Annotated in this window: 19 protein-coding genes; 10 read left to right on the forward strand and 9 right to left on the reverse strand. The window is 35.5% G+C overall.

The window, feature by feature from the left end:
* Positions 1–49 precede the first annotated feature (49 nt).
* On the reverse strand, positions 50–685 hold the full coding sequence (locus ACFFU9_RS06820; protein WP_379860650.1) for an alpha/beta hydrolase: 636 nt from the start codon (positions 683–685) through the stop codon (positions 50–52).
* Between the two features lie 264 nt (positions 686–949).
* On the opposite strand from ACFFU9_RS06820, the gene ACFFU9_RS06825 reads away from it, so the two are divergent.
* The 8 genes from ACFFU9_RS06825 (at position 950) to ACFFU9_RS06860 (ending at position 12172) form a co-directional block, all read left to right on the forward strand.
* The gene (locus tag ACFFU9_RS06825; RefSeq protein WP_379860651.1) at positions 950–1375 is read left to right on the forward strand and encodes a PaaI family thioesterase; all 426 of its coding nucleotides are present in this window, start codon (positions 950–952) and stop codon (positions 1373–1375) included.
* 3 nt (positions 1376–1378) lie between these two features.
* On the forward strand, positions 1379–2518 hold the full coding sequence (locus ACFFU9_RS06830) for a chorismate-binding protein (protein ID WP_379860652.1): 1140 nt from the start codon (positions 1379–1381) through the stop codon (positions 2516–2518).
* 48 nt (positions 2519–2566) lie between these two features.
* Positions 2567–4327, forward strand: coding sequence for a 2-succinyl-5-enolpyruvyl-6-hydroxy-3-cyclohexene-1-carboxylate synthase (menD, locus tag ACFFU9_RS06835; RefSeq protein WP_379860653.1), 1761 nt, complete (start codon positions 2567–2569; stop codon positions 4325–4327).
* An 89-nt stretch (positions 4328–4416) separates the two neighbouring features.
* Positions 4417–4755, forward strand: coding sequence for a DUF2853 family protein (locus ACFFU9_RS06840; protein WP_379860654.1), 339 nt, complete (start codon positions 4417–4419; stop codon positions 4753–4755).
* Between the two features lie 210 nt (positions 4756–4965).
* On the forward strand, positions 4966–6060 hold the full coding sequence (ychF, locus tag ACFFU9_RS06845; protein ID WP_379860655.1) for a redox-regulated ATPase YchF: 1095 nt from the start codon (positions 4966–4968) through the stop codon (positions 6058–6060).
* A 194-nt stretch (positions 6061–6254) separates the two neighbouring features.
* Entirely contained in the window at positions 6255–6713 is a 459-nt protein-coding gene (locus tag ACFFU9_RS06850; protein ID WP_379860656.1) for an SRPBCC family protein, read from the forward strand.
* An 839-nt stretch (positions 6714–7552) separates the two neighbouring features.
* On the forward strand, positions 7553–9403 hold the full coding sequence (locus ACFFU9_RS06855) for a DNA topoisomerase IV subunit B (RefSeq protein ID WP_379860657.1): 1851 nt from the start codon (positions 7553–7555) through the stop codon (positions 9401–9403).
* 105 nt (positions 9404–9508) lie between these two features.
* Positions 9509–12172 (forward strand): DNA gyrase/topoisomerase IV subunit A, encoded by a 2664-nt coding sequence (locus ACFFU9_RS06860; RefSeq protein WP_379860658.1) that lies wholly within the window; start codon positions 9509–9511, stop codon positions 12170–12172.
* A gap of 54 nt (positions 12173–12226) precedes the next feature.
* On the opposite strand, the gene miaA is transcribed toward ACFFU9_RS06860, so the two are convergent.
* From miaA to ACFFU9_RS06890, 6 genes are all read right to left on the reverse strand, one after another.
* The gene (gene miaA, locus ACFFU9_RS06865; RefSeq protein WP_379860712.1) at positions 12227–13159 is read right to left on the reverse strand and encodes a tRNA (adenosine(37)-N6)-dimethylallyltransferase MiaA; all 933 of its coding nucleotides are present in this window, start codon (positions 13157–13159) and stop codon (positions 12227–12229) included.
* A gap of 31 nt (positions 13160–13190) precedes the next feature.
* The gene (locus ACFFU9_RS06870) at positions 13191–14039 is read right to left on the reverse strand and encodes an ion transporter (protein WP_379860659.1); all 849 of its coding nucleotides are present in this window, start codon (positions 14037–14039) and stop codon (positions 13191–13193) included.
* 33 nt (positions 14040–14072) lie between these two features.
* Positions 14073–15443: an exonuclease domain-containing protein gene (locus tag ACFFU9_RS06875; protein ID WP_379860713.1), complete on the reverse strand. Its 1371-nt coding sequence runs from the start codon at positions 15441–15443 to the stop codon at positions 14073–14075.
* Positions 15444–15519: 76 nt separating this feature from the next.
* A complete protein-coding gene (locus tag ACFFU9_RS06880) occupies positions 15520–16191 on the reverse strand; it encodes a YggS family pyridoxal phosphate-dependent enzyme (RefSeq protein WP_379860660.1) in 672 nt (223 codons plus the stop codon).
* Between the two features lie 44 nt (positions 16192–16235).
* Entirely contained in the window at positions 16236–17123 is an 888-nt protein-coding gene (locus tag ACFFU9_RS06885; protein ID WP_379860661.1) for a 3-hydroxyacyl-CoA dehydrogenase family protein, read from the reverse strand.
* Positions 17124–17239: 116 nt separating this feature from the next.
* Positions 17240–18199: a Gfo/Idh/MocA family protein gene (locus tag ACFFU9_RS06890; protein ID WP_379860662.1), complete on the reverse strand. Its 960-nt coding sequence runs from the start codon at positions 18197–18199 to the stop codon at positions 17240–17242.
* A 160-nt stretch (positions 18200–18359) separates the two neighbouring features.
* Between ACFFU9_RS06890 and ACFFU9_RS06895 the strand changes: the two genes are divergently transcribed.
* Positions 18360–19001, forward strand: a complete 642-nt coding sequence (locus ACFFU9_RS06895) for a protein-L-isoaspartate(D-aspartate) O-methyltransferase (RefSeq protein WP_379860663.1) — start codon at positions 18360–18362, stop codon at positions 18999–19001.
* Between the two features lie 36 nt (positions 19002–19037).
* On the opposite strand, the gene ACFFU9_RS06900 is transcribed toward ACFFU9_RS06895, so the two are convergent.
* Together ACFFU9_RS06900 and smpB are read right to left on the reverse strand one after the other, a co-directional pair.
* On the reverse strand, positions 19038–19595 hold the full coding sequence (locus ACFFU9_RS06900; RefSeq protein WP_379860664.1) for a hypothetical protein: 558 nt from the start codon (positions 19593–19595) through the stop codon (positions 19038–19040).
* A 57-nt stretch (positions 19596–19652) separates the two neighbouring features.
* Positions 19653–20111 carry an SsrA-binding protein SmpB gene (smpB, locus tag ACFFU9_RS06905; RefSeq protein WP_379860665.1) on the reverse strand — a complete coding sequence of 153 codons (459 nt, stop codon included), beginning with the start codon at positions 20109–20111 and terminating at the stop codon, positions 19653–19655.
* A gap of 188 nt (positions 20112–20299) precedes the next feature.
* Between smpB and lpdA the strand changes: the two genes are divergently transcribed.
* Positions 20300–21700, forward strand: coding sequence for a dihydrolipoyl dehydrogenase (gene lpdA, locus ACFFU9_RS06910; RefSeq protein WP_379860666.1), 1401 nt, complete (start codon positions 20300–20302; stop codon positions 21698–21700).
* Positions 21701–21706 lie beyond the last annotated feature (6 nt).

The raw sequence follows: 21706 nt of genomic DNA on the forward strand, positions 1-21706 counted from the left end.
GAAAAACAGAATCCATATAGCATGCTTGGTTCTAAATCTTAATACCAAATCATACCAAAGTTCGTATAATAGCCATGTTAACACGATGTCCACCATCAAAAGGAATTACATGTAAGCGATCACTAAATAGATCGATGGCCTTTTTAGTTTCTTTTGCTAGGTGTTCTGCTGTTAAGTACGGGTCAGATGTTCCATAAATTAAGGTTGTTTTAGTCTTTAAAAACTTAAAATCGTTGGCTTGTAATTCTTTAGGAATACTTCCAGAATGCAATACCAGATGGTCGCAAAGTATCTGCCTTTTAGCAACATAGCGCATGGCGACACTCACGCCTTGAGAGTAGCCAAAAATAATCAGCTTATTGGTTTTAGGAATATTTTCGGCTTCAAAAATGGCATCAAAATAACGCATGATATTTTCGGTTTCTAAAGTTGTATTTTCTTTTGTTAACCAACTACTGCCTACATGTTTAAATTCTGAATTTAAGTAATATTTACTGCTCGCTTGTGGGGCTATGATATAGTGCTCTTCAGGATTTAAATGTTTAAAATACCTGAGAAAATAGCGACTTAAGTATCCGAGACCATGGCATACAAACCAAACCTGCTTCGTTTTATTTGTCAGCTTATTTAAAGTCGAGTATGTATTTGTGTTTTGGTATGATATTTCCCTTTCGGTTGAATTCATTTGTTAAACGGGTTTTGTATTTTTACATAAAATTTAAATTCCTTTTGTTGTCCGATAATTATTGGAACGTTGAGAATGGTTTGATGTTTTGAAAAGTAATGCTTCATGTCACTTAGAGCGCCAGTTAAAAAATCTTCACCCAGATAACCATGCGGTTGGGTGTATTACTATAAAACATAACACGAGCGCTATGCTTTCTAGACATTACAAAACCATAACTTGCAGTAAAAAGTAAGGAATATTATTCAATAAAAATAAAAGTATATGCAATTATCTAAAGCAGATGTTTTGGCTAAAGCGAATAAAGCTTGTAAAAACACGTTAATGGAGACTTTAAATATAGAAATTATAGATTTTGGAGACGATTTTTTGGTTGCTAAAATGCCTGTAAACTCTAGAGTTTATCAACCAGATGGGGTTTTACATGGTGGTGCTACGGCAGCACTTGCAGAAAGTGTGGGCAGTTTTGCTTCCCATATTTTTGTTGATACAGAAGCTTTTTTTGTGCGTGGTATAGAAATTACGGCCAACCACATAAAAAGCGTGAAAGAAGGATTTGTGTATGCTAAAGCTACATTTTTACACAAAGGCAGAACGACGCAATTATTGGATATCCGTGTTACGGATGATCAAGATAATTTGATATCCATTTGTAAATTATCGACCATTTCATTACCTAAAAACAAATAGTTAATGGCCTTGGATTCTTTTTTTAAACGTATAGAAGCGCATTATAGTGCTCAATTGCCTTTTGTCTCTTATAGAAAGCCGAATTCTTTAAAGCTTAACGCAATACTTCAAAACACAGACGAAATTTATGTCACAACAGACTTTAAGGAGAAGGGCTTTGTGTTTTCTCCTTTTGATGATAATGATGATACCATTTTAACACCTATAGAATTTTCAACTTTAATTACATGTTCTGAAGAATTGCCTAGTATTGAAAATCAAGAGGAAGAAGAAAAAAACATTCAAAATGGATCTGTTTTAATAGCTCCCGATGCTCGATTCCATCACCTTGATCTTATAAAAAAAGGGATAGTTGCTATAAAAGACAAGACGTTAGATAAAGTAGTGCTTTCTCGGCAAGAAACCGTACGGCTTTCTACATCTAATCCTATTCCCATATTAAAAAACCTTTTAAACACTTATGCATCTGCATTTGTTTATTGTTGGTACCATCCCAAAATTGGTTTGTGGTTGGGTGCTACCCCAGAAACTTTATTGAAAATTGAAGGCAAACGGTTTTCTATGATGGCATTGGCAGGTACCCAAGATTATAAAGGAACGCTTGATGTGAAATGGGAAGAAAAAGAACGACAGGAACAGCAATTTGTTACAGATTTTATAGTGCAGCACTTAAAGCCATCGGTGGAGCAATTTAGATTATCGGCTGTAGAAACTGTAAAAGCAGGCAATCTAGTACATTTAAAGACCATGATAACTGCAGAGTTAAAACCAGAGACTTTATTGCGACATGTGATTTCAGATTTACATCCCACTCCTGCGGTTTGCGGTGTGCCAAAAAATAAATCTAAGCAGTTTATATTAAAACACGAACCGTATAACCGTGAATTTTATACCGGATTTTTAGGGGAATTGAATCTAGATATTAGTGTTTCCCCAAGGTCTGGACGCCGGAATGTGGAAAACAGGGCGTATGCCATGAAGAAAAGAAGTACACAACTTTATGTAAACTTACGCTGTATGCAGCTTAAAAACGATACAGCTATTTTATATATGGGGGGAGGCATTACTAAAGACTCAAACCCTGAACAGGAGTGGCAAGAAACGGTATCTAAATCTATGGTAATTAAAAATGCTTTGTTATAAGGCTATTTAGCCGTCTATTTCTTATTTTTATACTCAGATTTGAAGTAAATGATACACCCTAAAATTCCGAATGCGCAAACCGTCATTCAGCTTTGTAAAGCAAAAAAGATAAAGCATATTATAATTTCCCCAGGGAGCCGAAGTGCACCATTAACTATTGGTTTCACTAATGATCCGTATTTTAAATGCTACAGTATTGTAGATGAACGTTGTGCCGCTTTTTTTGCTTTAGGTATTGCACAACAATTACAATATCCCGCAGCTTTGGTATGTACATCGGGTAGCGCACTGCTAAACTATTACCCAGCCATTGCGGAGGCTTTTTATAGCGATATTCCTTTAATTGTGCTGTCTGCAGATCGCCCTAAACACCTAATTGGTATTGGCGACGGACAAACTATTAACCAAAACGACGTTTTTGCCAACCATATTTTATATTCAACAAGCCTTAAATTAGATATTAAGGATGAAAAAAATATACCAGAAAATGAGGATTTTCCTATTTTTAAGAACTTAGAGGACCGATTAGAGCGTTTTTTAGGTTTTCAAAAAGATATCCAGACCTTTAATGAAGAAGAAATCAATATAGCTATTAACCAAGCTGTGGCAAGAAAAGGGCCTGTACACATTAATATTCCATTTGATGAACCCCTTTACGAGCGCGATACCAAATTATCTGTTACCCCTAAAGTCTCAGATATTTCTATAAAACCGAAACCTTTAGACAACTATATCATTCAGGAATGTTTTGACACATGGAATGCTTCAGCAAAAAAGATGGTTTTAGTAGGAGTAAACCAGCCTAATGAAATTGGAAAAAAGTGGTTAAATGAGCTGTCTAAAGATGATAGTGTTATAGTGTTAACAGAAACAACCTCTAACTTGCATCATGATAGTTTTTTTCCAAATATCGATCAATTGGTTGGCCCTTTAAGTGTAGACGAACAAAAAGCGCTACAGCCGGATGTGTTGGTAACATTTGGTGGCTTAATTATTTCAAAAAAAATAAAATCCTTTTTAAGAAAGTATCAGCCCAAAGCGCATTGGCATATTGATGAGAAAAATGCCCTAGATACTTTTTTCTGCTTATCCAATCATATAAAAACAACGCCTCATCAGTTTTTAGAAGGCTTGCTTACGCGCATTACACACCACGTTAAAAGCGATTATCATACAATGTGGGAACAAGTAAAACAACAGCGCTTGGAAAAGCATGAACTGTATTTAAAACAGGTTCCTTTTTCCGACTTTAAAGTCTTCGAAATTTTATTACAGGCCATTCCAAATCACTATATTTTACAAGTAGGCAATAGCTCTGCTATACGTTACACACAACTGTTTCAATTAAATAGAACATTAGACGTTTACTGCAATAGAGGTACTAGTGGAATTGATGGGAGTACCAGTACGGCTATCGGCTGTGCAGTAGCGGCAACGAAACCCACGGTTTTGCTAACAGGCGATTTGAGTTTTTTATACGATAGTAATGGACTTTGGAATAATTACATTCCTAAAAACTTTAGGATTATTGTTGTTAATAATGGCGGCGGCGGAATTTTTAGAATTCTGCCTGGACATAAAAACACTGAGAATTTCGACCTTTTTTTCGAAACAAAACACAATTTAACAGCAAAACATCTTTGTAAAATGTATGGACTGGAGTATTCTAGTGCCGATACAGAGTTGCAGTTAAAAAGTAAAATGAAAAGTTTTTATATGGAATCTGAAGCACCTAAACTTTTAGAAATCTTTACACCAAGCATTGTTAATGATGAACAACTTTTAAATTATTTCGACTTTATAAGTTGATTTTTAGCTAAAGAGTCGGATTATGACTTTTTAAGTGTTTAAAAAATAACTATATTTAGAATATTATTAATAAATAAAAACGTTTTATCATGAGTAAAAGAGATGAGTTAATTACAAAGTATGCAGCAGATTTAAAAGATAAATGTGGTGTTGATCCAGATATGGATTTGCTTACTAAAGTGACCATTGGTTGCGGCCCTTCTATTTATAATGCAGATGCTTCAACAGTTTCTGGTTCGGATGCTTCTGAGTTAGCAACCGTGAAAAACAATTTCTTAATAAAAAAATTAGGATTAAAGGATAGCCCAGATCTGGATAAAGGGATTGAGTCTGTTATCGAACAATACGGCAAATCCAATAGAAATAAATATAGAGCAGTGGTATATTATTTATTAACCAAGCACTTTAAAAAAGAATCTGCCTACTAAGGTGTTATTAACATATTGATTTTAAAGAGGCTGTTTATAAAAACAGTCTTTTTTTTTTAATATTATTTTAGAATTTCTGAATTCTTTTAAAATTGATGCCTTTTCTGTAAAGTTTGAAAATCTTGTAAAAAATAATCGTGGAATTGACTACATTTGCACTCGCAAAATACAGGTTCCCTTTTTAGAGGAGCCTTTAAAACTATTTTTTTAATGAAAGCAGGCATCGTAGGATTACCAAACGTAGGAAAATCAACTTTATTTAATTGTTTGTCAAATGCTAAAGCGCAGAGTGCAAATTTTCCATTTTGTACCATTGAGCCCAACATAGGTGTGGTAAATGTACCAGATAAACGTTTGGAGAATCTAGAGGCGTTGGTTAAGCCGGTGCGCGTTCAACCTGCTACAGTAGAAATAGTAGACATTGCCGGATTGGTAAAAGGAGCTAGTAAGGGAGAAGGATTGGGAAACCAATTTTTAGCCAATATACGTGAAACCGATGCTATTTTGCATGTGTTGCGATGTTTTGACAACGATAATATTGTGCATGTTGATGGTAATATAAATCCTATTCGGGATAAAGAAACCATTGATATGGAACTGCAATTAAAAGATTTGGAGACTGTCGATAAAAAGCTTGAAAAAGTTAAGCGTGCTGCAAAAACAGGAAATAAAGAAGCTCAAAAAGAAGAAGCAGTATTGTTGAAGATAAAAGCAGGTCTTGAAGCTGGGATTTCAGTTAGAGCGCTTGAGTTTACAGACGATGAAGATGAGGCTTTTGTAAAACCGTCTCAATTTATTACAGATAAGCCGGTGATGTATGTTTGTAACGTAGACGAAGATTCGGCGGTATCAGGAAACAAATATGTAGATCTGGTTAAAGAAGCGGTAAAAGATGAAAATGCGGAGGTTTTAGTATTGGCAGTTGGAACAGAGGCCGATATTACCGAATTGGATGACTATGAGGAGCGTAAAATGTTTCTTCAAGACATTGGACTAGATGAACCAGGATCTGCTAAATTGATACGTTCTGCCTATAAACTACTAAATCAGCAAACTTACTTTACAGCTGGTGTAAAAGAAGTGCGTGCTTGGACGGTTGATGTTGGGGCTACTGCACCGCAAGCCGCAGGTGTTATCCATACCGATTTTGAAAAAGGCTTTATTCGTGCCGAGGTTATAGCGTATGACGATTTTGCATCCTATGGGAGTGAAGCTAAGGTTAAAGAAGCTGGTAAAATGCGTGTAGAAGGAAAAAACTATATTGTTAAGGACGGCGATGTTATGCATTTCTTGTTTAATGTATAAGTTAGGTAAAGAGATTAAAGTACTGTATCACGAGGTTTCTAAACGCTCTATTTAGCAGCTTTTTTAACTTAAATTTAAATAAGCAGATATACTTTGTTTGTGTTTTAACATGGAATTTTTAATAGACTAACTGCTTTAAATTGTAAGATTTTAATTATATTCGCATCTGAATTATAAGGTAAATGTCATTTGAAATGCCAGTAATAGAAATTCAAACCGAAATTAATTCAAACATTAAAACTTGTTTTGATTTAGCTCGAGATATTGAAGTTCATCAAGAGTCTTTAAAAATATCGGGTGAAAAAGCTATCGCCGGAAAAATATCTGGTCTTATAGAATACGGAGAATGGGTGAGTTGGGAAGCCCAGCATTTAGGATTTGTCCAACATTTTACTTCAAAAATTACTAAATTTGAACCACCTACTTGTTTTGTGGGTGAAATGGTTTTAGGTGTGTTTAAATCTTTTCGTCATGAACATGTGTTTCTTGAAAAAGACTCAAATAGAACCCTGATGATTGATAAGTACTACTTTGAGCCTCCTTATGGTGTTTTGGGAAAAGTTGCCAATCTGCTTTTTATAAAACGGTACATGAAAAAGATTTTAAAAATGAGAAGCGATTTTTTAAAGCATAAAGCAGAAACATTACAATAAAACTTAAATTTTTATTGTACTTGCCAGTAATTAAAATACACGCCATTTAGTATTTTATTAAAAATTTAAAAATGGGTTTGCTATTTTTGAGTAGTATATGCTACTGTTATATTAACGCATTGCATTTGTTTTTTTTTCCTCATAATATGTTAAAATCCGTTTGCTACGTTTTTTTTGGCTTTACACCCTCTATTCTTTTTAATAAAAACACTTTCAGAGCAAGCAATTATTAAGAATAGAAATAAGAGCAACGGTGTTAACTTATTTAATGAGCCTGTTTTTTTTTTTTTTTGGTTAAAACCGATAGGTTGACCCTCAAAATTTGATGTTATGTTATTTATAACTGATGCATAAGCAGGCATCTAAATTTATGTTGTGATCCATTGCGATATAGTTGGTAATTTTAACGTGTTTAGTTTTTTATGGGAAGTCTGTTTATTAGAGTTTCTTATTGCTATTTTTGTAATGGTAATTCTATTTTTTTTAGTGCCGATTCTCATAAAAATAGTCTGCGATTTAAATTTTGCAATTATTAAAGCTATTGCGCCAATTTTAATTAGTGTCCGAATTGCCAATTTTTTTAAACCTTAGCAATTTTGTCGATTTTTCCAGTTTTAATGCTTATTATGGGAATATCATTTAGGGCTTTTAAAAAACAAATGCATTAAATATTTATAATTATAAAAGAATTTTAAAAACGTTTCTATCAAAAAAAAAGAGATAAAAAGAGGAGCTCTAACTTATCAAAAAGTATTGTTAATTACTTTATATGTCTGCTGTTTCTTTTTTTGTTTTGAAGTGCTATATTAGCCTATTATCATGACATTTTACTCAAATCTATGACCGAACCATCTAACTATACCGAAGACAATATACGCTCCTTAGACTGGAAAGAACATATTCGTATGCGACCAGGAATGTACATTGGTAAATTGGGCGATGGGTCCTCTACCGATGATGGTATATATATTCTTATTAAAGAGGTTTTAGACAACTCCATTGACGAGTATGTGATGGGAGCTGGCAAAACTATAGAAATCTCGATCCAGGGCACAAAAGTGACGGTTCGTGATTACGGAAGGGGTATTCCCTTAGGGAAAGTCGTAGATGTGGTTTCTAAAATGAATACCGGTGGAAAATACGATTCTAAAGCCTTTAAAAAATCGGTTGGATTAAATGGAGTTGGTACAAAAGCTGTAAATGCACTATCGTCTTATTTCCGAGTAGAATCTACACGGGATAGTAAAAGTGCTTCTGCAGAATTTGAGCAGGGTAACCTGATCAATCAAGAGCTTTTAGAAGACACCTCGCGCAGAAAAGGAACCAAGGTTTCTTTCGTTCCAGATGAGGTTATTTTTAAAAACTATAAGTTCAGAAACGAGTATATTATTAAAATGCTTAAAAACTATGTGTACTTAAACCCTGGTTTAACTATAGTTTTTAATGGCGAGAAATATTTTAGTGAACATGGACTAAAAGATTTGTTAAGTGAAAACATAAACGAGTCCGATAGGCTTTATCCTATTATACATTTAAGGGGCCATGATATTGAGGTGGCCTTAACCCACAGTAAAACCCAATATAGCGAAGAGTATCATTCGTTTGTAAACGGACAGAACACTACGCAAGGAGGAACGCATTTAAATGCATTTCGAGAGTCTTTGGTAAAAACGATTCGCGAATTTTATGGTAAAAATTTTGATGCATCTGATATTCGAAAATCGGTAGTTTGTGCCATAGCTATTAAAGTTATGGAACCTGTTTTTGAAAGTCAGACTAAAACCAAATTGGGATCTACAGATATGGGGGGCGATTTGCCAACCGTAAGAACTTATGTTAATGATTTTTTAAAAACAGACTTAGATAACTTCTTACATAAAAACCCCGATACAGCCGATAAAATCCAACGTAAGATATTACAGGCAGAACGCGAACGTAAAGAATTATCCGGTATTCGAAAACTAGCGAAAGATCGCGCTAAAAAAGCCAGTCTTCACAATAAAAAATTGCGGGATTGTCGTGTGCATTTTGGAGATATAAAAAATGATAGAAATTTAGAGTCTACCTTGTTTATTACAGAAGGAGATTCGGCCTCTGGAAGTATCACAAAGTCACGGGATGTTAACACTCAGGCTGTATTCAGTTTAAAAGGAAAACCTCTTAACTGTTATGGGTTAACCAAAAAAATCGTTTATGAAAATGAGGAGTTCAATCTACTTCAAGCTGCATTGAATATAGAAGAATCTCTTGAAGATTTACGATATAATAATGTGGTAATTGCTACGGATGCCGATGTGGATGGTATGCATATTCGCTTATTGCTCATTACCTTCTTTTTGCAATTTTTTCCTGAAGTTATTAAGGAAGGGCATCTGTACATTTTACAAACGCCTTTATTCCGTGTTAGAAATAAAAAAGAAACTATTTATTGTTATTCTGAAGAAGAACGTAAAGATGCAATAGAGAAATTAAAGCCCAAACCAGAAATTACCCGATTTAAAGGGTTAGGAGAAATTTCCCCAGACGAGTTTAAGTATTTTATAGGTGAAGACATTCGTTTAGATCCTGTAATGTTAGATAATAATATGTCTATTGATGAATTGCTTAGTTTTTATATGGGGAAAAACACACCAACCAGACAAGACTTTATTATCGATAATTTAAAAGTAGAGTTGGATTTGATTGAATAGATATTCGCGTAACATGTGATACACCGATAACCGATATTTAAATATTCAAAATTAAAATTAACAGTCCCAAATAAAGCTGGGAATGCTTCACAGGAATTTGATAACATGAACGAAGACCAAAACGACGATTTGATTAACAAGCAAGACGAACCCAAAGAAACCATTACCAGGATTTCTGGAATGTATAAAGATTGGTTTCTAGATTATGCTTCGTATGTAATTTTAGAACGTGCGGTTCCCGCAATTGAAGATGGCTTTAAGCCTGTACAGCGCCGTATCATGCATTCTATGAAGGATTTGGATGATGGTCGTTATAATAAAGTCGCAAATATTGTTGGGCACACCATGCAGTACCATCCCCATGGGGATGCCAGTATTGCAGATGCGATGGTTCAAATCGGTCAAAAAGACCTGCTCATCGATACACAAGGGAATTGGGGCAATATTCTAACAGGGGATCGTGCAGCGGCCTCACGTTATATAGAGGCTAGGATTTCGAAGTTTGGGCTGGATGTGGTTTTTAATCCAAAAATAACCGAATGGCAAGCTAGTTACGACGGACGCCGAAAAGAACCTGTAAACCTACCGGTTATGTTCCCTTTGCTTCTGGCACAAGGGGGCGAAGGGATTGCCGTAGGATTGTCAACCAAAATATTATCGCATAATTTCATAGAGCTTATCGATGCGTCTATAAAACACTTAAAAGGAAAGCGGTTTACATTGTTTCCAGATTTTCCAACAGGAGGTATTGCAGACTGTTCAGATTATAACGATGGCCTTAGAGGTGGTAAGGTAAGGGTACGGGCTAAAATTTCCCAGCTTGATAAAAGCACTTTGGTTATTACAGAAATTCCCTCGGGAACGACCACTTCGTCGTTAATTGAGTCTATTTTAAAAGCCAATGAAAAAGGTAAGATAAAAGTTAAAAAAATAGAAGATAATACCGCAGCCGAAGTTGAAATACTCATCCATTTACCGGCAGGGCTATCACCAGATAAAACCATAGATGCCCTGTATGCATTTACCAGCTGCGAGTCGTCCATTTCCCCTTTAGGTTGTGTTATTGAAAATAATAAACCGTTATTTGTGGGTGTTACAGAAATGTTGCGCCGTAGTACGGATAATACAGTGGATTTATTACGTCAGGATTTAGAGATAAAATTAAACGAACTGGAAGAGCAGTGGCACTTTGCTTCTTTAGAACGTATTTTTATTGAAAAGAGGATTTATCGTGATATTGAAGAAGAAGAAACTTGGCAAGGTGTTATCAATGCCATTGATAAGGGATTACAACCGCATATAAAACACTTGAAACGTCCTGTTACGGAAGATGATATTGTGCGCTTAACAGAAATTAGGATCAAGCGCATTTCTAAATTTGATATTGATAAGGCTCAACAGAAGATAGATGCCTTAGAAGATCAAATTGCCCAGATAAAACACCACCTTTTAAACCTTATTGAATATGCTATTGCCTATTTTACAAGATTGAAAAAGGAATACGGTGCTGGACGAGAACGTAAAACAGAACTTAGGGCTTTTGAAGATGTAGATGCTACAAAAGTGGTTATACGAAACACTAAACTCTATGTAAATAGAAAAGAAGGGTTTATTGGCACATCTTTACGTAAGGACGAGTATGTATGCGATTGTAGCGATATTGATGATATTATCATTTTTACAGAAGAAGGTAAAATGATGATCACCAAAGTAGATTCTAAAACATTTATTGGTAAGGACATTCTACATGTGGCTGTTTTTAAAAAGAAAGATAAGCGTACCATTTACAACATGATTTATCGTGATGGAAAAAATGGGCCTTCTTATATTAAACGGTTCGCAGTAACCAGTATTACTCGAGATAGAGAGTACGATTTAACCAATGGAAATAAGCAATCGTCTGTTTTATATTTTTCTGCAAACCCCAACGGGGAAGCCGAAGTTGTAACCGTGCTTTTACGTCAATCTGGAAGCGTTAAAAAATTAAAGTGGGATATCGATTTTGCTGAAATTCTTATAAAAGGTCGTTTATCCAAAGGTAACTTGGTTACTAAGTATAGTATAAAGAAAGTGGAATTAAAAGAAAAAGGGATTTCTACTTTAAAACCTAGAAGAATCTGGTTTGATGAAACCGTTCAGCGCTTAAATGTTGATGAAAGGGGAGCGCTTATAGGAGAGTTTAAAGGAGAGGACCGTCTTTTGGTTATTACGCAATCTGGTACTGTAAAAACTATTTTACCAGAACTAACGGCACATTTTGACGATGATATGATTGTTCTTGAAAAATGGAAGCCAAACAAACCTATTTCGGCCATATATTATGATGGTGAAAAGGAACGCCATTTTGTAAAGCGCTTTTTAATTGAAAATGAGAACAAAGAGGAAGTCTTTATTACCGAACATGAAAAATCGCAATTAGAGATTGTTTCTACCGATTGGAAGCCTATGGTAGAGGTCGTTTTTGGAAAAGAACGTGGCAAGGATCCAAAAGAGAACCTTGAAATCAATCTTGAAGAATTTATTGCTGTTAAGGGCATCAAGGCCATAGGGAATACGCTAACAACTTCTAAAGTAAAACATATTAATGCACTGGATCCTTTGCCTTACGAGACGCCAGAAGAAGTTCATGCCGACGACTTGGATGTGGTAGATGAAACTGAAGTATCTTCGGAAGGGGATGAAGTTAAAGACGAATTAAAACCACTTAAAACAGAAGAAGATTCTGATAGCTCGGAAAAGGATGACAAAGGACAAATAACACTCTTTTAAACAGATTTCTATTTTTTTTGGTTTTAAAAGTCGGTTTTTAGTAAAAGTGGGGGTTTAGCAGTTCTCTTCTATTCGGTTTACGTGCTGTTGTATAGATAAAATGATGTCTTCTAAAGGTGTTTCAAAATCAAACCAAAGGGTTTCTTCATTTTTTTTAAACCAAGTTAATTGGCGTTTTGCAAAGCGTCGGCTATTCTTTTTTATTTCCGAAACAGCAAAATCCAATGACCATGCACCATTTAAATGCTGAAATAACTCTTTGTATCCTACGGTGTTTAAGGCATTTAAATGTTGAAAAGGAAGCAAGGACTTAACCTCTTCTAAAAGGCCGCTTTCTATCATAATATCTACTCGTTGATTGATGCGCTTATAAATAACCTCTCTATCGGCAGTTAACCCTACGGTTATGGTTTTAAAATTACGTTTAACTTTTCCTTTATTTAAAAAAGAGGAGTAGGGCTTTCCCGAACCTATGCAAATTTCCAAAGCTCTAATCACACGATGTGGATTGTCAATGGCTATGGTGTTATAGGTTTGAATGTCTAGCGTTTTTAGTTGGTTTTGTAAAGAAGCAATTCCTTTCGTTTCTAGTTCATTATTTAAAGATTCACGTATGCTGGGATCCATTTCTGGAAAATGATCTAAGCCTGTTGTTACAGCATCCAAATATAAACCAGAACCGCCTACCATAATGGCAGTTGCATTCTCTTTAAAAATAGTTTTTAAGGCTTGCAGGGCCTCTTTTTCAAATGCACCAACATTATACGGGTCGTGTATGGATTTATGGTGAATAAAATGGTGCTTGGCTGCGGCCAATTCAGTTGACGAGGGAACGGCGGTACCAATAGTCATATCGTTATAAAACTGTCGAGAATCTGCCGATACTATTTCCGTATTAAAATGTTTTGCAAGTTTAATGCTTAAAGCCGTTTTTCCAATGGCTGTTGGGCCAACTATAGAAATGAGATATTTAAATTGTAAATTAATAATAGTGTTTATTTAAGAGGTTATCTAAAAATTAAGTGTTTAAAGTATGCCCGCAGTTAGAGCAAAATTCGGCGCCATCTTGATGTTTTTCACTCATGCAGTTTGCACAGGATAGGGTATTAAGGTGTATGCTTGGGGCTTTTTCTGGAGCTCCCAATCTATTTCTTGTAGAGTATTCTGCCGAAACAATACCTGTAGGCACGGCAATAATGCCATAACCTAAAATCATGATAAAGGCAGCTATAATTTGGCCTAAGGGTGTAACAGGGGTGATGTCTCCAAAACCAACAGTTGTAAGGGTAACAATACACCAATATATACTCACAGGAATACTCGTGAAACCACTTTGCTCGCCTTCTACTAAATACATAAGTGTGCCAAAAATTATAGCAAGAATGAGTACCGCAAATAAAAAGACTAAGATTTTAGCACGGCTTGCTTTTAAAGCAGATATCAATAAATTGGAAGCCCCCATATAACGGGCTAATTTTAAGATTCTAAAAATACGAAGTAAGCGCAAAGCGCGTAATGCAGCCAGAGCATGAATCCCTCCTAATATCAACGATATGTATTTTGGAATGGTAGAGAGCAAATCGATAATACCATAAAAACTGGTAATGTATTTTAAAGGTTTTTTTACCGTAACTATTCTAGCAATATATTCTATGGTGAATAAAATGGTAATAATCCATTCTGAAATGTTTAAAAACCTATGGAATCGAGCATCAAAACTTCTTATGCTCTCAAGCATAACCAGTATTATACTAGCTAAAATGGTGATTAATAAAATCACATCAAACAACTTGCCAGCAGGTGTATCTGCTTCATAGATGATGTCGTGAAGTCTAACCTTCCAGTTTTTTTTTGAAATTTTATCCATGCAGCAAAAATAAGAAAGAAAGCTGATTAAAAATCACTTATGGTTAAGCTCAATCGTTTTGAGGCGTTTGTTTCTGCGCAGAAAGCTTTGGATGATATGTTGGGTATCCCTATTGTTTTCCATAGGAGTAATAATGGTTTCCAAAACCTCTATATTACTGATTTGGTAGTTCAAATTAAAAAAGCCCAACCCTTTAAAAACACCATTTTCAATAAGGATAGCAGAGCGCTCATCTACTGCTCTACCAACATCTACTATAACCATGTTTTTGTTTTTATAGCTATTTTTATGAATCAATGCTTCCACACGTTTATTGTAATCTTCAGGAGCTTCTTTCAGAATACATGCGCCTTCGCACATTTTTATGTCGTAATTAAAACAACTGTTTTTAGTTTTATAAATACCTGTTAATTTTTGGCAGAGGCTGTAATCTGTAATAGCTTTTTCGATAAAGCTCTTAGCGCTTTCGCGATTGCTAAAAGTGGTAATGGGGTTTTTTCTACCGTCGACAATATCGATTTTTAAATTTATATAACCGTTATTATCTTTAAAACTGTACAGCGCATGTGTAAAAACAGTTCGCCTTAATGCCCGATTGTATTTCGGTTTGTTTTGTTTTATTTCTTCACTTTCTTTTAAAAGCGCCACCAGTTCGCTACCAGTAGCCTCGTAAGTTACCGCAGCCACTTGATGTTGAATGCGTTTTGATTTATGATTGTTATTGGTAAAGTGTTGGTTGATGCGTTTTTTTATGTTTTTACTTTTACCAATATAAATGATATCTCCTTGGGCATTATGGATGTAATACACGCCGGTAATGGATGGCAGGCTCGCAATAATGTCAATAAGTTTAGGTTCTAATTGTTTTTTTGGATTTAGCCGAATGGATTCTTGAATAATGCTTTTTGTAGAATCTTTGTCGATTAACATTTTGAATAACTTAACCGTAGCAAGAGCGTCGCCAGACGCACGATGCCTATCGCTAACAGGAATGCCTAAAGCCCTTACTAATTTTCCTAAGCTATAAGACGCTTGGTCTGGTATCAGGTTTTTGGATAGTTCTACCGTACAAAGCGATGGGCGTTCATAATCATAACCCAACCTTCTAAATTCAGTACACAAAATTCTATAATCAAAATCGGCATTATGGGCCACTAAAATACAGTCTTCTGTAATTTCTATAATACGTTTTGCTACCTCATAAAACTTAGGGGCGTTGCGCAGCATATTGCTGTTAATTCCAGTAAGATTTACCACAAAAGGCTGGATGTCACGTTCTGGGTTTACAAGGCTTATAAATTGATCTACCACTTCATGGCCGTCGTACTTATATATGGCTATTTCGGTAATGCCCTCTTCATTAAATTTACCCCCCGTGGTTTCTATGTCTAATATTGCGTAAATAAAGCGATGCGTTAAATGTTAAAAAGTAATAAAATGTTTTTTAAGGGATTAGGTTTGCCGCCATTTCAGTATGTTTTTATTCTGAATAATGCCGTTCACCAAAAATACTGCTGCCAACCCTAATCATGGTACTGCCACAGTCTATCGCTAAAGGATAGTCCCCGCTCATGCCCATGGAAATAATTTTGGGGTTAAAGTTAAGGGTTTTAAACGATTCCAACTCATTAAATGTGTTTTTTAAGTATCTAAACTCTTGTTCTATTTGTTGTTCGTTATCTGTAAAGGTGGCCATGCCCATAAGTCCAGTAACCCTTAGGTTTTCTAGTTTTGAAAACGCCTCGGATTGGATGATTTCAAGAGCATCGATTTTGGTCATCCCAAATTTAGAAGCTTCGTTAGCTATTTTTATTTGCAATAAACAATCAATAGTTCTCTCCTGTTTCTTGGCTTGCTTGTTTATTTCCTTCAACAATTTAAAATGATCGACGCCATGTATTAAACTTACAAAAGAGGCCATGTGTTTTACTTTGTTTTTCTGTACATGACCAATCATATGCCATTCAATATCTTTTGGCATGGCCTCATGTTTTTCTACCATTTCCTGAATTTTATTTTCACCAAAAATGCGTTGTCCAGCATGATAAGCCTCCATAATATCGGTAATGGGTTTGGTTTTTGAAACTGCTACCAGCGTAACATGTTTTGGTATGGAGGATTGTATATGGTTTAAATTTTCTTTTATAGGCATATTAACGTACTATATATGGGTTATCAAATTATATATAAATAGAATTAGAGAAAGGGTTGGGCTATGTGTTCTGCTTTCTTGCTGATCGAATAATCATAAAAACCTTCACCCGATTTTATGCCTAACCTTCCAGCCGCCACCATATTAACTAATAATGGGCATGGAGCATATTTGGGGTTTTTAAAACCATTGTACATCACATTTAGTATGGATAAGCACACGTCTAAACCTATAAAGTCTGCTAATTGCAAAGGTCCCATAGGGTGTGCCATGCCTAACTTCATAATGGTATCGATATGCTGCACACCAGCAACCCCGTTATAAAGTGTTTCAATAGACTCGTTAATCATGGGCATTAAAATGCGGTTGGCCACAAAGCCTGGGTAATCCTTTACCTCAATGGGCGTTTTCCCTAATGATTTAGAGACGTCCATAATAGTTTGGACTGTAGCATGGCTCGTGCTATAGCCTTTTATTATTTCTACCAAGGGCATAATCGGTACAGGATTCATAAAATGCATTCCGATAACCTTATCTGGTCTTACAGTAGCAGCAGCAATTTGAGTAATAGAAATAGAGGAGGTGTTGGTTGCTAAAATGGTGTCCTTAGAACAGTTTGCATCCAATTGTTTGAAAAGATCTAATTTTAAATCTCTATTTTCTGTGGCAGCCTCTATAACGAGTACAGCATCTTTAACCCCTTCTTTAAGAGTGTTTGAACATGTGATATTCGAAAGAGTTTCTATCTTTTTTGCTTCGGAAATGGTGTTTTTTAAAACCATTCTGTCCAGATTATTTGTAATGGTAGCAATCCCTTTTGTTAAGGCGCCATTATGGATGTCGATAAGATTGACTTTGTATCCGTTTTGTGCAAACGTATGGGCAATACCATTTCCCATCGTTCCAGCACCTATTACTGCTATATGTTTCATATAAAAAAGATTAATATAATGTACATGGTCAAGCAGCCGAAGATATTCGCGCCTTCATCGACCACCACCTATAACTCAATATGGATATGAATTATTTGTAAATTACCGCTTTATATTTAAAAACAAGCAATAATTTGGGTCGCAATACGCAACGCTTCTGTACCATCGTGAAGCGTTACTACTGGTGTTGTATTGTTGTTAATAGCATCTGCAAAGGTTTCCAATTCGTCGAGAATAGAATTGTTATCGGCTACTTTTGGATTGTCAAAATAAATCTGTTTCTTAACACCTTCGGCATTTTGCAGTACCATATCAAAATCTCCTGGAGTTTCAGGAGCATCTTTCATTTTTACGACCTCACATTTTTTGGTTAGAAAATCTACAGAAATATAAGCGTCTTTTTGGAAAAACCGAGCTTTACGCATTTTCTTTAGTGAAATTCTACTAGCCGTTAAATTGGCAACACAGCCATTTTCAAATTCTAATCGGGCATTAGCAATGTCTGGGGTATCGCTAATAACTGCTACACCACTGGCAGAAATACTCTTTACTTTAGATTTTACAATGCTTAAAATAATATCTATGTCATGAATCATTAAATCCAAAACCACCGGTACATCTGTCCCTCTAGGGTTAAATTCTGCAAGACGATGTGTTTCTATAAACATGGGGGCTTTAATATCGTTCTTTACAGCCAGAAAGGCTGGATTAAAACGTTCTACATGCCCTACTTGGCCGCGTAAATTATGTTTGGCCAAAAGCTCTCGGATGTGTTCCGCTTCTTCAACAGTATTGGTAATGGGTTTTTCAATAAAAATATGCTTGCCTTTGGCTATGGCTTGTTTGGCGCATTCGTAATGAGAAAGTGTAGGGGTAACAATATCTACAACATCTACAGCTTCGATAAGGGATTCAATAGAGTCGAAGTATTTATAGCCAAATTCAGCTTCTACTTTTTGGGCATTCACTTTATCGGCATCATAAAACCCTACTAATTTATATTTCTCAGATTGCTTAAGAAGTCTTAAATGAATTTTTCCTAAGTGTCCAGCACCAAGTACACCAACTTTTAACATATTTTATAACGTTTTGAACAAAAATAACATATTTAAAGTACGAATTCCATATATTTTCAACTAAATTTTATCTGCTTCATTTAAAAAATAATAATCTATTAAACCCTTTTAAGCTATAAAAGGATTGTCTATTTTTAGACGTTGAAAAACGCAATACGAATTGAAAGATACTTTTAAACATAAGGGCTTAAGGCAGCAATTGGTTAATATTTTAATAACCAAAGGGATAAGGGATGAAAAAGTTTTAAATGCGATAGGAAAGGTTCCAAGGCATTTGTTTATGGATTCTAGTTTTTTAGACCATGCATATCAAGATAAAGCATTTCCCATTGCGGCAGACCAAACCATTTCACAACCTTTTACAGTGGCATTCCAAACGGAGTTATTACAAGTTAATAAAACAGACAAGGTTTTAGAAATTGGCACAGGAAGCGGTTACCAAACAGCTGTTTTGTGCGAACTTGGCGTGCATGTATATAGTATTGAGCGCCAGCAGGAACTTTTTAGAAAAACCAGTAATTTTTTACCGAAATTGGGCTATCGTGCTAAGAAGCTTATTTTTGGAGATGGTTATAAAGGTTTAAAAGACGAGGCGCCTTTTGATGGTATTATTGTAACAGCGGGTGCTCCTTTTGTGCCCAAACCCCTTTTAAGTCAGTTGAAAATAGGAGGGAGGCTCGTTATTCCTGTTGGCGATGCTGTGCAAGTGATGACTCTTTTTATTAGAAAAGGTGCTAAAGAATTTGAACAACATGAATTTGGCGAATTCCGTTTCGTTCCGCTTTTAGAAGATAAGAATTGAAACTGTAGTTCCCGTTTTAATCTACAGGCTTAGTTATTATTGAAAATTGCTATAAGTTCTACCTCTTTCTTTGGGTAAATAGACTTGTGGTATAAAATTGCTTTCCGTCTCATGAGCCCAATATATATTTATAATCCACCAACGTTCTTCGTCATTTAATAATTGTACGCTATTTATGCCTCTCATAAAAGGAGTTTCGTCGGTGTGGCTGTAGTAAGTTTCGTAAGTACTAAAAACTTGGGCGATGTTGCCAAACGTGTTTATGGTTCGGGAAACTTCTTTTTGAAAAAAACCTTGTTCCTTTAACCAACTGTCAGATTTTTTTATATAATCATCGGGCGATAGATAACTTACCAAATGTGCCCCTTCGCTATTTCTTCCCGAGGGGATAAGTTTGGCTCCAGGTTTAAATAGATATTTAAAAAGTGTCCAATTTCGGTTGGCGCCTTTTTCCCCCGAAATAACGGCGTAAAACGTCTCTAGGGTACTATCTAGGGTTTGAACCTTATCGGAATAATCTATTAGGGTTTTATCTTGAGCCTGAGCTGAAAAGATTAAAGAAAACAACAAGAGTATGGTTACATATTTTTTCATCTGATTATTTAGATTTTAAAAAAACAATAATATTTTAACGTTAAGGCGGCTTTGTAATTATTTATAACTTTTTTTTATCCTATCCAGGTCGCGTTTATTATCACGATCTTTTATAGCTTCTCGTTTGTCAAATAATTTTTTACCTTTAGCTAAGGCAATACTTAATTTTGCCAAGCCTTTTTCGTTTAGAAATAAGCGTAGAGGCACTATGGTTAAGCCACTGGCTTGCACTTCCTTTAAAAGTTTTTTTAACTCTCGTTTGTTTAAAAGCAGTTTTCTTTCGGCCTTAGGCTTATGGTTGTAATAATTGCCAAAAGCATATTCTTCCACAGTCATATTAATTACAAATAATTCTCCTTTATCATTAAACTCACAAAAACTCTCTGCTATAGAGGCTTTGCTGCTTCTAATGGATTTTATTTCGGTTCCCGATAAGACGATCCCAGCTGTATATTTATCTAATATCTCATATTGGAAACGTGCCTTTTTGTTCTGTATGTTAACCCTGTTTTGCATAAACACAAAATTACATAATTTAAAATTGTTTTGTTTTTTAAATGTGTTTTTTTGAATAAAAAATAAATTAGTGTCTAGCGAACTGTATATACCATAATAACAGCCATTATTGGCTTTTTTTTATTTAATTCCCATAAAACATTTGTATTTTTGATATCAGTTTAAAATCAAAACGTCAATCTTATAATATGAATTCATACGATGTAGCCATTATCGGCTCTGGCCCTGGGGGCTACGTAGCAGCTATACGTTGCGCACAATTGGGAATGAAAACTGCTATCATTGAAAAATATGCGACCCTTGGTGGTACGTGTTTAAATGTAGGCTGTATTCCTAGTAAAGCACTTTTAGATTCTTCACATCATTATGAAGATGCTATAAAGCACTTTGAGGAGCACGGTATTGAGATTCCTGGAGATATTAAGGTGAATCTTGAAAAAATGATAGCCCGTAAACAATCGGTTGTAGACCAAACTACCGGTGGTATCGATTTTTTAATGAAAAAGAACAATATTGATGTTTATCAAGGTTTGGGGCGCTTTAAAGACGCTACCCATATCATGATTTCTGGAGAAGAGTCTATTGAAATTGAAGCGAAAAACACCATTATTGCTACTGGTAGTAAACCCTCTAGCCTTCCCTTTATAAAACTTGATAAAGAGCGCATTGTAACCTCTACTGAAGCCCTGAAATTAAAAGAAATACCAAAGCACTTAATTGTGATTGGTGGTGGCGCTATAGGTTTGGAGCTTGGGCAGGTATATAAAAGACTAGGAGCAGAAGTATCTGTAATCGAATTTATGGATAGGGTTATTCCAACAATGGATGCTGGCTTATCTAAGGAACTTAATAAGGTTTTAAAGAAACAAAAATTTAAAATCAACACCTCTCATAAAGTAAAATCTGTAGAGCGTGTAGGGGACGAGGTTATTGTGAAGGCCGATGATAAAAAAGGAAATGAAGTAGAATTTAAAGGCGATTACTGTTTGGTATCGGTAGGCCGACGTCCATATACAGATGGCTTAAATGCTGAAGCCGCAGGAGTAACGTTAACAGAGCGCGGACAAATTGAGGTAAACGACCAATTACAAACCTCGGCAAAGAATATTTATGCCATTGGTGATGTAGTAAAAGGCGCAATGTTGGCACATAAAGCAGAAGAAGAAGGTGTGTTTGTAGCAGAAACTTTGGCAGGACAAAAACCACATATCGATTACAACTTAATTCCAGGCGTGGTGTATACTTGGCCAGAAGTAGCTGCAGTAGGTAAAACGGAAGAGCAGCTTAAGGAGGCTGATGTGGCATATAAAACAGGGTCTTTCCCTATGCGTGCTTTAGGAAGAAGTAGAGCGAGTATGGATTTGGATGGTTTTGTTAAAATTCTGGCAGATAAAGCTACAGATGAAATTTTAGGTGTGCACATGATTGGTGCTCGTGCTGCAGATATGATTGCAGAAGCGGTTGTGGCAATGGAGTACCGTGCATCTGCAGAAGATATATCAAGAATGTCCCATGCACATCCCACTTACACGGAGGCTATTAAAGAAGCAGCATTAGCAGCCACTGGTGATAGGGCATTACATATTTAAAATGTA

Source organism: Mariniflexile ostreae, from assembly GCF_042427585.1.
GTDB lineage: Bacteria > Bacteroidota > Bacteroidia > Flavobacteriales > Flavobacteriaceae > Pseudalgibacter > Pseudalgibacter ostreae.